The 11,903-nt window shown below is 68.9% G+C and carries 11 protein-coding genes; 6 read left to right on the forward strand and 5 right to left on the reverse strand.

Annotated elements, in window-relative coordinates; translation table 11 throughout:
- The first annotated feature begins 36 nt into the window (after positions 1 to 36).
- From I7X18_RS09045 to I7X18_RS09060, 4 genes are read left to right on the forward strand one after another with little or no spacing between them, the layout of a single operon-like run.
- Positions 37 to 1,488 (forward strand): class I adenylate-forming enzyme family protein, encoded by a 1,452-nt coding sequence (locus I7X18_RS09045; protein ID WP_193046944.1) that lies wholly within the window; start codon positions 37 to 39, stop codon positions 1,486 to 1,488.
- Complete coding sequence (locus I7X18_RS09050; RefSeq protein ID WP_193046945.1) at positions 1,466 to 2,281, forward strand: acyl-CoA dehydrogenase family protein; 816 nt, start codon at positions 1,466 to 1,468, stop codon at positions 2,279 to 2,281. The genes I7X18_RS09045 and I7X18_RS09050 overlap by 23 nt, the downstream gene beginning before the upstream one ends.
- Positions 2,268 to 3,356: an acyl-CoA dehydrogenase family protein gene (locus I7X18_RS09055; RefSeq protein ID WP_193046946.1), complete on the forward strand. Its 1,089-nt coding sequence runs from the start codon at positions 2,268 to 2,270 to the stop codon at positions 3,354 to 3,356. The genes I7X18_RS09050 and I7X18_RS09055 overlap by 14 nt, the downstream gene beginning before the upstream one ends.
- The gene (locus I7X18_RS09060; protein ID WP_193046947.1) at positions 3,357 to 4,124 is read left to right on the forward strand and encodes an enoyl-CoA hydratase/isomerase family protein; all 768 of its coding nucleotides are present in this window, start codon (positions 3,357 to 3,359) and stop codon (positions 4,122 to 4,124) included.
- A 63-nt stretch (positions 4,125 to 4,187) separates the two neighbouring features.
- Here I7X18_RS09060 and I7X18_RS09065 read toward each other — a convergent pair whose 3' ends face one another.
- Complete coding sequence (locus I7X18_RS09065) at positions 4,188 to 4,928, reverse strand: SDR family NAD(P)-dependent oxidoreductase (protein ID WP_193046948.1); 741 nt, start codon at positions 4,926 to 4,928, stop codon at positions 4,188 to 4,190.
- Positions 4,925 to 5,689 carry an SDR family NAD(P)-dependent oxidoreductase gene (locus I7X18_RS09070; protein ID WP_193046949.1) on the reverse strand — a complete coding sequence of 255 codons (765 nt, stop codon included), beginning with the start codon at positions 5,687 to 5,689 and terminating at the stop codon, positions 4,925 to 4,927. Before I7X18_RS09070 ends, I7X18_RS09065 begins: the two co-directional genes overlap by 4 nt.
- A gap of 78 nt (positions 5,690 to 5,767) precedes the next feature.
- Here I7X18_RS09070 and I7X18_RS09075 point away from each other — a divergent pair, with 78 nt between their 5' ends.
- Complete coding sequence (locus tag I7X18_RS09075; protein ID WP_193046950.1) at positions 5,768 to 6,919, forward strand: thiolase family protein; 1,152 nt, start codon at positions 5,768 to 5,770, stop codon at positions 6,917 to 6,919.
- 26 nt (positions 6,920 to 6,945) lie between these two features.
- On the forward strand, positions 6,946 to 7,836 hold the full coding sequence (gene meaB, locus I7X18_RS09080) for a methylmalonyl Co-A mutase-associated GTPase MeaB (protein ID WP_193046951.1): 891 nt from the start codon (positions 6,946 to 6,948) through the stop codon (positions 7,834 to 7,836).
- On the opposite strand, the gene I7X18_RS09085 is transcribed toward meaB, so the two are convergent.
- The 3 genes from I7X18_RS09085 to I7X18_RS09095 form a co-directional block, all read right to left on the reverse strand.
- Positions 7,799 to 9,313 carry a sugar transferase gene (locus I7X18_RS09085; RefSeq protein WP_193046952.1) on the reverse strand — a complete coding sequence of 505 codons (1,515 nt, stop codon included), beginning with the start codon at positions 9,311 to 9,313 and terminating at the stop codon, positions 7,799 to 7,801. The two genes, meaB and I7X18_RS09085, sit on opposite strands and share 38 nt — an antisense overlap.
- 132 nt (positions 9,314 to 9,445) lie before the next feature.
- Positions 9,446 to 11,059 carry an FAD-dependent oxidoreductase gene (locus I7X18_RS09090; protein ID WP_193046953.1) on the reverse strand — a complete coding sequence of 538 codons (1,614 nt, stop codon included), beginning with the start codon at positions 11,057 to 11,059 and terminating at the stop codon, positions 9,446 to 9,448.
- A 30-nt stretch (positions 11,060 to 11,089) separates the two neighbouring features.
- Positions 11,090 to 11,893, reverse strand: a complete 804-nt coding sequence (locus tag I7X18_RS09095) for an IclR family transcriptional regulator (RefSeq protein WP_193046954.1) — start codon at positions 11,891 to 11,893, stop codon at positions 11,090 to 11,092.
- Positions 11,894 to 11,903: the final 10 nt, after the last annotated feature.

Here is an 11,903-nt window from a genome sequence, read left to right on the forward strand (position 1 = left end):
CTATTCTCGCGAAATGATAGGCTCTTCTCAAGTGCAATGTACGGCGTCCAGGAGGGTCCGGCGGCGGTGAACGATGGCCGACACGTGACGGAGTCCGCTGCACTCGCATTCGGGGATCGCGAGTACTCCCTGGCGCAATTGGACGCGCTGGCCAGCGGTATGGCGACGGCGCTCGAGCAGCGGGGCGTCCGCGCCGGCGACCGGGTGGCGATGATGTCGTCGAACCGGCCCGAGTTCGTGGCGGCGCTGCGCGGCATCTGGCATCTGGGCGCCGCGGCGGTCCTGATCAGCCCCGCATGGAAGCAGACCGAGGTCGCGCACGCTCTGGAGTTGACCCGCCCCAGCCACGCCGTCGGCGATCATCCCGTACTCGCCGGGTTGATGCCGATGCTGCCTCTCGACGAACCCGTCGCCCCGGGGCGGCGCGAGTTCGACGCCGTCGATCCCGACACCGATGCGTTGTTCGTGTTCAGTTCGGGGACGACCGGTATGCCGAAAGCGGTCCGGCACACGCATCGGGCGTTCGCCGTGGCGGTCCGGCACTGGCGGGCTGCGCTGGAGTTGTCGTCGGCCGACCGGATGCAGATCATGACGCCGCCGTCGCACATCCTCGGCCTGCTCAACATCGTCATGGCGCTCGAGACGGGGACCTGGATCCGGTTGCACCCGCGGTTCGACATCGACACCATGCTGCACCACATCGAGTCCGACCGGATCACCATCGAGATGGCGGTGGCGCCGATCGCGCTGGCACTGGCCGCGCACCCGAAACTGGACAGCTACGACCTGTCGTCACTGCGCTATGTCATGTGGTGCGCCACCCCGGTCACCGCGAGCGTCGCAGACGGCGTCACCCGTCGCACCGGGGTGGAGTGGGTTGCCGCCTACGGGACCACCGAATTGCCCGTCATCGCAGCCAATCCCGTTCACGGTGCGCGGTTGGACACCGTCGGTCGGCCGGTGCCGGGGGTGCAGGTGCGGATCGTGTCCCTGGAGGACGGGACGCCACTGGGCGCCGACGAGGTCGGGGAGATCCAGGTGCGGTCGGAGTCGGTGATGGCGGGTTACCTTCCGCGGGAGGCGACGTCGACGGCGTTCGCCGACGGTTGGTACCGCACCGGCGACGTCGGACGTCTCGACGCCGACGGGTGGCTGCGCATCACCGACCGCTCCAAGGAAATGATCAAGGTCCGCGGGTTCCAGGTGGCGCCGGCCGAGGTCGAGGCCGTCCTGCACGGACATCCCGCGGTCGAGGACTGTGCGGTGTTCGGTGAACCCCATCCCGGTGACGGTGAGGCAGTGGTCGCCGCCGTCACCACCAACAGCGCCGTCTCCGCCGAGGAGTTGATCGACCTCGTCGCCGAGAGGCTGGCGTCCTACAAGCGGCCGAACCGGGTGATATTCGTCCCGGAGATCCCGCGCTTACCTTCCGGGAAGGTATTGCGCCGAGTGCTCAAGGAGCGGCATGGACGTACGTCTGACAGCTGAGCAGCAGCAACTGCGTGACGCCGCGGCCAAACTGGCCGACGATCTCGGACCGGGTTCGGTCGCCGATCTGGCCGACTCCGTCCGGCTCGCCCGCCTGGAGAAGACGGTCAAGTCGACAGGCTGGCGATCACTGCGCTCCGACGGGGCCTCCGGGGTCGAAGTAGCCGTGGTGGCAGAGGAATTCGGCCGCGGCCTGGTCGACGTGCCGTTCCTCGGGCCCGCCCTGTCCGACGATCTCGGCCGGCTGCTAGGCCGTGCGCCGTCCGCGGTGGCCGACGAGCCAGGAGATGTCGACCTGACGCGCAGCGGGGCCGGGGTGGTGGAGACACCCGCCGAACTCTCGGAGTTGTCACCCGAGGATGCCCAGCGGTGGCATGCGCTGGCGCTCGCCACGACGTCGGCCGACATCCTCGGCGCCGCCCGCGGAGCCCACGCCCTGGCGTGCGACTACGCGAAAGTCCGTGAGCAGTACGGTAAGTCGATCGGGTCGTACCAGGCCGTCGCGCACCTGCTCGCCGAGGGGCTCGCGCTGATCGAAGGGTCGGTGTCGATACAGCGCCATGCCGCATGGGCGGTCGACGAGCTGCCGGCCGCCGAGGCGGTGCGGGCCGGCCGGTACGCCAAGCTGTACTGCGCGCGCGCCGCGCGCACGGTCTGCGAGACCGCGATCCAGGTGCACGGCGGTATCGGCAACACCTGGGAATGCCTGGCGCACGTGTACTTGCGGCGCGTTCTGACCTCGACCGAATTGTGGCCGGTACGTCTGGAGGACATCGATCTTGGATTTTCGTGATTCACCCGAAGAAGCCGCCTTCCGGGACCGGCTGAGGAACTGGCTGGCCGACAATGCGGGGCAGTTCGCGGTCTCCGGCGACGACTACTGGACGCGTCAGGGGGAGTGGCATCAGGCGCTGTACTCCGCCGGGTTCTTCGGGACCTCGTGGCCGCGTGAGTTCGGCGGACAGGAACAGTCGCCGGTCTTCGACGTCATCGTCGACGAAGAACTCGCGCGTGCCGGCGCTCCGCCGCGACCGAGCCTCGGCTATCTCGTCGTCGGCCTGGGGCACCACGGCAGCAAGGAACTGCAACAACGGTTCCTGCCCGGCATGATCAACGGCACCGAGCGCTGGTGTCAGGGATTCAGCGAACCGGGTGCCGGCTCCGATCTGGCGTCGCTGACCACCACCGCCACCCGCGACGGGGACAACTACCTCATCCACGGCCACAAGATCTGGACCAGCTACTCCGATATCGCCGACTGGTGTCTGGTGCTCGCTCGCACGGACAAGAATGTCAAGCGACACAAGGGCATTTCGGCGTTCATCGTGGACATGCACCAGCCGGGGATCGAGCAGCGGCCGCTGAAGATGATCAACGGCGTGACCACGGAGTTCGGGCAGGTCGCCTTCGACGGCGCCGTGGTGCCCGCGGACCAGATGGTCGGCGCACCGGGGGAGGGCTGGGCGCTGGCGATGACGGTCGTCAGCCACGAGCGTGAACCGTCGACGCTGGGTTACTCGGCACGGTACGGAAAGCTGGTGCGACAGATGGCTGCTCGCGTCGACGGCAGGCCGCCGGAGGATTTGGTGTGGGCGACGGTGAAGGCCGAGATGCTGCGCCTGCACGTGCGTCGCCGGCTGTCCGAACAGCTCGACGGCATCACCCACGGGCCGCAGGGTTCGATCGACAAGCTGCTGATGACGTGGACCGAGCAGTCCGTGGGCCACGCCGCACTGGCAGTCAGCGGCACCAAGGACCCGGACCTGCTCAGCGCGTACCTCTACAGTCGCGCGCAGAGTGTGATGGGCGGGACGTCGCAGATCCAGAAGAACATCATCGCTTCACGAATTCTCGGATTGGGAGTCTAGATGTATGGCATGCCGGAGGAGATCACGGTCACCGCGGACGGTCCGCTGCGGATCATCACGCTCAACCGACCCGATGCGCTCAACGCCGTCAACGATTCCCTTCACGTCGGCCTGGCGGAGCTGTGGCCGCGACTCAACGAGGATTTCGACGCGCGTGCCGCGGTGATCACCGGTGCGGGACGGGCGTTTTCGGCCGGTGGCGACTTCGCCTACCTCGATGAACTGAGCAGGGATCCGAAGCTGCGGGCGAAGACGATCCTGCACGGCCGCGAGATCGTCCTCGGCATGACCCGCACCCGGATCCCGGTGGTGGCGGCGGTGAACGGGCCCGCTGTCGGGTTGGGCTGCAGTCTGGTGGCGTTGAGCGACATCGTCTACATGGCGCCGACGGCGTACTTCGCTGATCCGCACGTGCAGGTGGGTCTGGTGGCGGCCGACGGCGGCCCGCTGACGTGGCCGCTGCACATCAGCCTGCTGCTGGCCAAGGAATTCGCCATGACGGGCACCCGCATCCCCGCGCAGCGCGCAGCCGAGTTGGGGTTGGCCAACCACATCGTCGAGGATCCGCTCGCCGAGGCCATCGCCTGCGCCCAGAAGATGATGCAGATGCCGCGCCAAGCGCTCGAGGCGACGAAGCGGCTGCTCAACATCCACCTCGAGCGGGCCGTGCTGGCGAGCCTCGACTACGCCAACACCGCCGAGGAGCAGTCGTTCCAGACCGAGGACTTCCGCAACATCGTCGCGAAGCTCAACGCCAAGAACAACTGACGTCGACTCTGCGCTCACGGCGCCCGCTACTCGGACTTCTCCACCCTGGCCGCGGAGTCAACGCTAGAAGGCGAGCTCTTCGGAGCGCTGAATCGTTCCGGTGATGCCGCCGGCATCCTGCCCCGCCAGCAGTACGGCGGCGCGTGCCATGGCCTCCGGCGGCTCCACCATCTCCGGCGGGACCTCCATACCCGCCCCGCCGGCCTGCCAGCCTTCGGTGAGCACGACACGTGACGGGCTGAGGCAGTTCACCGCGATGTTGTCCTCGCGCAGGTCGGCGGCCAAGCCCAGATACAAGCGCTCGGCGGCGGCCTTGGACACCCAGTACGCGTTCGACCCCTGATCGGTCATCGCCACGCCGGTGGTGGTCACGGCGATCAGCGAGCCGCCGCCGCGGGCACGCACGTGGGGGATCACCGCCTTCGTCACCAGGAAGACACCGGTGAGGTTCACGTTCAGGCAGAGCTGCCACCGCTTCAGCGGCGTCGATTCGATCGGGCCGAGCCACAGCACACCGGCGTTGGCAACCAGTATGTCGATGCCACCGAACTCCGAAACCGTCGCCGCCACAGCGGCTTCCACGGACTCTTCGTCGGTGACGTCGCACGTCACCGGCAGTGCGCGGCCGCCCGTCGCCGTGATGGCTTCGGCCACCGACCCGATGGTCCCCGGCAGCTTCCCCGGTTGTTCCGAGCGTGCCGCCACCGCGACCGATGCGCCTTCTGCGGCAAGCGCTTTGGCCACAGTCGCGCCGATCCCGCGGCTGGCACCGGCGACGAACGCGACCTTGCCGGGGAGGGTCACTTGGGCGGGAACCGCAACGCTCCGTCGAGGCGGATGATCTCACCGTTGAGGTAGTCGTTCTCCACGATGCTCTGCGCGAGCTGTGCGTACTCCGTCGAGCGGCCCATGCGCTTGGGGAACGGCACCTGCGGAGCCCAGTACTGCTCGAGCTGGTCGGCGGCCTTGCCGTAGGCGGGGGTGTTGATCGTGCCGGGGGCGATGGTGACGACGCGGATACCGAGCGGCGAGAGGTCTCGCGCGGCCACCAGCGTGATGCCGAGCACGCCACCCTTGGCCGCCGCATAGGGGAGCTGGCCGATCTGGCCCTCGTATCCCGCGATGGATGCGGTGTTGATGATGACCCCGCGGGCTCCCTCGTCGAGCGGTTCCGACTTCGCGATCGCCGCGGCCGTCAGCCGCATCACGTTGAAGACCGCGGTCAGGTAGAACTCGATGGTCTTCTTGAACCCGTCCAGGTCGAGCGGTGTCCCGTCCTTGCCGATCAGGCGTCCGCCACTGGCCGGGCCGCCGTGGGTGTCCACCGAGATGCGCAGCGGGCCCAGTGATTCGGCCTCGGCGATCGCGGCGTTGACCGACTCCTCGGAGGTCGCGTCGGTGCGGACGTAGCGCACGCCGAGTTCCGCTTCGAGCGCCGCGCCCTTCTCGTCGGCGAGGTCGGCGACGACCACCTTGGCGCCGGCGCCCTGCAGGCGGCGCACCGTCGCCTCGCCGAGCCCTCCTGCGCCTCCGACGACGATCGCTGAACTCCCGGCGATTTGCATGCGCTTCCCCTTCTTGCAACTAGCACTCTCGTGCTGAGAGAATAACATTCTCATACGTCGCAGAAACGGAGTCAATCAATGCCCGAAGCCGTCATCGTCTCGGCGCTGCGCACGCCCATCGGGACCGCCGGGAAGGGGACGCTGCGCGACACCGACGCGCACCGGTTGGCCGAGCACGTCGTCGGTTCCGCGTCGGAAGACCTGCCCGCCCGTCAGATCGACGACGTCATCCTCGGAGAGGGCCTCTACGGCGGTGGCGTCATCGCGCGGCACGCGGCGATCACCGCCGGCCTCACCTCTGTACCCGGCCTGTCCAACAACCGCCACTGCGCGGCAGGCCAGGCTGCGGTGCAGAGCGCCGCGGCGAGTATCCGCGCGGGCATGGATCAGCTCGTGATCGCCGGCGGAGTCAACTCGGCTTCCACCACCCCGCGCTTCACGCGCCGGGCCAGCAGCGCCAAAGACGCCGCGATGCTCGACTGGTTCCCGCCCACTCACCCCGACCGCGCGGATGCCCCGAACATGGACATGTCGATCACCGTCGGCTGGAACGCCGCCGTCCGCGCCGGCGTCAGCCGCGAGGAGATGGACCAGTGGGCGCTCGATTCCCACCGCAAGGCGGTCAGGGCCATCGACGAAGGCCGCTTCAAGGAGGAGATCGTCCCCATCGAGACGCCCTTCGGGGTGTTCGACACCGACGAGCATCCGCGCCGCGACACCAGCATGGAACGGCTTTCCGCGCTCAAACCGCTGCACCCCGAGATCGACGGCTTCTCGATCACCGCGGGCAACGCCTGCGGCGCCAACGACGGCGCCGCGGTGCTGACACTGGCCAGCGATCGCCTCGGGATGCCCGCACTCGGCGTCGTCAAGTCCTGGGCCTCGGTCGGCGTCGACCCGGCCTTCACCGGTCTCGCCCCGGTCGAGGCGATCCCGAAAGCGCTGAAGCGGGCCGGCATCTCGATCGCCGACGTCGACCTGTTCGAGATCAACGAGGCGTTCGCGGCGATGTGCGTGGCGACTGTCAAGATGCTCGACATCGACCCGGACAAGGTCAACGTCAGCGGCAGCGGGTGCTCGCTGGGTCACCCCGTGGCCGCGACCGGCGCCCGGATGCTGGTGACGCTCGTGCACGAATTGCGCCGTCGCGGAGGGGGTATCGGCGTCGCGGCCATGTGTGCCGGTGGCGGTATGGGTTCGGCGACGGTGATCGAGGTGCCCGGGATTTAGGGCGGGACGCCTAGGGTGGGATGCCCATGGATGTAGACGAGCTGATCGCCGCGGCGCGCAACGGATCGACCCGCGCCGCAGGCAGGCTGTTGAGCCTGGTCGAAGGCACCCGTCGCGACGAGGTGCTCGCGGCGCTGCTTCCACACCAGGCGCGCGTCGTCGGGCTCACCGGGCCGCCGGGAGCGGGTAAGTCGACGACGGTCGCCGCGCTGGTGACCGCCTACCGCAAGCGCGGACTGCGGGTGGCGGTGCTCGCCGTCGACCCGTCCTCGCCCTACAGCGGCGGCGCGCTGCTGGGCGACCGCATCCGGATGGCCGCCCACATCAACGATCCCGGCGTGCTGATCCGGTCGGTGGCCACCCGCGGGCATCTCGGCGGGCTGGCGGCCGCCGTCCCCGCCGCCATCCGGCTGCTCGCCGCGCTGTCGTATGACCTGATCGTCGTGGAGACGGTCGGCGTCGGCCAGTCCGAGATCGAGATCGCCGCGATCGCCGACCCCACCGTCGTGGTGCTCAACCCCGGCGCCGGTGACGCCGTGCAGGCCGCCAAGGCGGGTCTGCTCGAGGTCGCCGACATCGTGGTGGTCAACAAGGCCGACCGTGAGGGCGCCGACCAGACCGTGCGCGACCTTCGGGGTGAGGTCGACGTGCCGATCCTCAAACTCGTTGCCGCACAGGGTGAGGGAGTGCCCGAGTTGATCGACGCCATCGACACACACCATCGCTCCGACACCCCCGAGCGGCGCGCCGCGAGAGCCCGGACCCAGATCCTGTCCCTGGCGCACGCCCTGTTGCGCACCCATCCCGAACTCGACCGCCTCGCCGGCTTCGTCGCCGAGGGCACCCACGACCCCTACACTGCGGCAGAAACGCTGTTCTCTAGTCCTCGCTGCGGCGAAGCACGGCCAAAACGGTGAGGGCCATGATCTTCACATCCAGCCACAAGGTCCAGTTCTCGATGTAGTAGTTGTCCCACTCGGCACGGCTGGCGATCGACGTCTGTCCGCGCAGACCGTGCACCTGCGCCCATCCGGTCACGCCCGCCTTCACCCGGTGGCGTTCGCCGTAGCGGCGGATCTGCATCTCGAACAACTCGACGAAGTCCGGCCGTTCCGGGCGGGGCCCGACCAAGCTCATCTCGCCTCGCAGCACGTTGACGAGCTGGGGCAATTCGTCGAGGGACGTCTGTCGCATCAACTTGCCGATCCACGTGCGGCGGTCGACGCCCTCGACACCGCCGGGAGCCGAGCCGGTCTGAAGCTCGAACTGCTCATCCGACGGCCGGGGCGGCCGCATCGAGCGGAATTTGAGGCAGTCGAACGGTTTCCCGTCGCGCCCGACGCGCTCCTGGCGGAAGAAGATCGGCCCGGGCGAACTCAACCGCACCAGCAGCGCCAGCGTGAAGAACAACGGTGAGATCAGCAGCAGACCCGCCGCGGCGACCGTGTGGTCCATGGCGTGTTTGATCGCGAACTGCCAGCCGCGCGGGTTGACGTCGGGCAGCGCCATCAGCGGCAGACCGCCCACGTGCTCGACCCGGGCGCGGGCGCCGACCGCATCGAACAACCGCGGGACCACCCACACCCGCATGCCCAGCCGGTGTGCGACGCGCACGACCGCGAGCAGTTCGGAATCGGGGAGCGGGCAGAACGAGACGACCAGGTTGGTGGCACCCGTGGCCCGGACGACGTCGGCGAGGTCGGCCGGGGTGCCGAGCCGCGGGACGTCGACGCGGAGCAGTTCGGGTAGGTGGTCGCCACTGCCCGCCGCCGGATCGTCGAGCAAGCCGACCGGGCGCATGCCGTACTCCGGCAGCTGCTGCAGATGATCCATCAGCTGGTGGGAGATCGGGCCGTCGCCGATGACCAGGGTGGGCGCCCCGGACCGGAAGCGGCGCCGCAGGTACCGCTGGACGACGGCCCTGACCAGGCGGACCGCGGGCACCAGCACCGCGGCGCAGAGCCAGCATCTCAGCACGAACTCACCGACCACATAGTTCTCGGTGAACACCAGCAACGGCATCAGCAGGCCACAGGCCGCCAACGCCACCGAAGCCTCGACCGGATGGAGTTCGTCGAGAAAATTACGCAGGAGGTGCGGGCGGTACATCCCCCGGCCGGCGAGCAGGGCGATCAGTATCGGCACGAACAACCACGGCAGCCACCCGGCGACGGATTGCGGGCCTCCGGTCGTCGACGTCTCCCAGAATCTGGCGAGCGCGACGGACGCCGAGGCGGAGATGACGTCGAGCAGCACGGTGACGGTGACGTGGACCCAGGGGACGATCAGCAACTCGGGTATCGACCGGCGTTTCCGTTCGGCGCGCGCGGTCGGTCCAGCCGGCCCGGTTCGACCCGGAGGCGGGGCTTCCAACCGCGTTTGACCAGTGGCCATCTGACGGCTCACACGTGATCTAGGTCGTTGTTTCCGGCACGGGCATACGGTACCCAACTGCATCCCCGAGCAAACTGGCGGTGCCATCGAACGATGGCGCAGTCGGGCGCCGGCTGCCCGGGTGTGCCCCGGTCAGTGCGGCAGCGACCGGCCCGTCGCCGCGGCATGACCGGCCCGGACCCCGAAAACCATTGCGGGACCCAGGGTTCCGCCTGCACCCCCGTACGCCTTACCGGTCGCACCTGCCATGGCGTTGCCCGCCGCGTACAGCCCGGGGATGGGCTCACCGCTGACATGCAGGACCCGCCCGTCGCGGTCGGTGCGGGGACCGCCCTTGGTGCCCATCGCTCCGATCCCCACCGGGACCGCATAGTACGGCGGGGTGTCGACCGGTCCCAGGGTCTGCAACGCGGGGGTGGGCGCATGGGGGTCGCCCCAGTAGCCGTCGTACACGCTTGCACCCCTGCCGAATTCGGGATCGCGTTCCTCGGCGACGTGGTGGTTCCAGTCATCCAGCGTGCGCGAGAGGCCGTCCGCGTCGATCCCGGTCTTCTCGCCGAGTTCGGCCACATCGGCCGACTTCGAATACCAGTCCGGGGCGGGGCCGTCGGGTTCCACCGCGAGGAAGCCGTACTTCTTGAGGTGCAGTGAGTCGAACACGATCCAGGCCGGGTCGTTGACGTAACCGTGTCTGGGGTCGAGGTACTGGAACGCCCCGGCCATCGAGTTGTACTCGCCGGCCTCGTTGACGAACCGCTTGCCGGACCGGTTGACGATGATGCTGCGGGGCCGGGTGCGCTCCAACCGGACGCTGCGGCTTCGGGGGTGGCCGTCGATGGTGTCGCCCGGGATCTGCACGATCGGCACCCACCAGGCCTCGCCCATGTTGGCCAGATCCGCGCCGTGCGCCATGGCCATCCGCAGACCGTCGCCGGTGTTGTTCGGCGGGGAGACCGCACCGCGCATCGGACCGCGCAGGAACGCCTCGGTGAGCGCGGTGTCCCATTCGAACCCGCCGGTGCCCAGGACCACGCCACGTCGGGCGTGCACCCGGATCTCGTTGTCGCCCTTATGGATCCGCACGCCGGTGATCCGCCCGCCGTCGGAGATCAGCTCGACGGCGCGGTATCCGGTGTGCGGGGTGACGCCGGCGTCGAGCAGCCCCCTGAGCAGGCCGGCGATCAGTGCCGTGCCGGCCACGCACGGATCTTCCAGCGTCTCGTCCACCGAGGCGTGGATGCGGGCGCGGGTCTCGGCGTCGATCCCCACGTTGCTGAAATCCGCGGGGAACGAGGTGATCCGCTCACGCCACGGCCCCAGCCTCGCGAGGTCGAACGGCGCAGCGGACAGCGAACGGCCGCCGCCCGGGCGGCCGCCCGGCAGTTCGGGTTTGTAGTCCGGGAAACCCTCGGCGACGGCGAAACGCAGTTCACTGTGGGCCTCGATGAAGTCGAGCATCCGAGGTCCGGTGTGCACGAAGGTCTCGACCAGGTCGTCGTCCATGACGCCGAGTGACTGCGCGCGCAGGTAGGCCAGGGCGTCGTCGACGGTCAACTCGTCAGCGGCCCTGTCGTGTGCGGGGATCCAGACGATGCCTCCGGACACCGCCGTGGTCCCGCCGACGGTCGGGGCCTTCTCGTACACCTCCACCGCGGCGCCGTGCACGGCGGCGGTCAGTGCAGCGGCCAGACCCGCGCCCCCGCTGCCCAGTACGACGACGTCGGTCTCGTGGTCCCAAACGCTCACTGCATCCTCCTGTCCGGGTGCCGTTCCTCGCTAGAGGACGGCGGCGAGTTCCTTGGCGGCGGTGATCACGGCGTCCTTCCCTCCCAGCACGACGTCCTCGCGGTGCGAGATGAGGTTGATGCACGTCGGCGGCGAGGGCGGCCGCCGGCGCACCGGCACCGCGAGGCCGTAGGTGTTGGGCTCGACCTCGCCGTGGGTGATCACCCAGCCGCGCTCGCGGGCATGGGGCACCAGCTCACGTTCGCCGGGACGCGGCGGCATGCTCGCCAGCAGCGCGATCCCCGCGGCGCCGCGATCGAGCGGATACCGGCTGCCCTCGTGGAAGGACAAGTGGTAGTAGACGTTCGTCGGGACGATGACCGCCACCGCCACCTGCTGATCGCCCTCGGCCACGAGCAGCGAGACCGTGGTGCCCAGCTCGTCGGCGAGCCCGCGCAGCACCGGCACGCTCAACGCGCGCACGTTGTTGTCGAACGACGAGCCGAGCAGCGCCAGGCCGGCCGCCGGGCGGTACCGGCCGTCCTCACCCTTGGCGACGTAGCGGAACTGGGTCAGCGTGCCGAGTAGTCGATAAGCGATCGTGCGGTGCACGCCAACGTATTCGGCAACCTGCTGCACCGTGAGGCCGGCGGGCGCGGTGGCCACCGCCTGCAGCGCCGACAACCCCCTCGCGAGGGTCTGGGATCCAGCCGCGAGTTTGTCGGGCACGTTTCCTTTGGTATCAGGGCCTTTGGTCTCAGCGCCTTTCGCTTCCATGCCGCCCGTTCCCTTGACAGACGTCATCGCGAGAGTGATGCTCTTAACATAGTGCACATTAGTGAGCGATATTAGCACTCGTCACTAC

Source organism: Mycolicibacterium baixiangningiae, from assembly GCF_016313185.1.
Taxonomy (GTDB): Bacteria; Actinomycetota; Actinomycetes; order Mycobacteriales; family Mycobacteriaceae; genus Mycobacterium; species Mycobacterium baixiangningiae.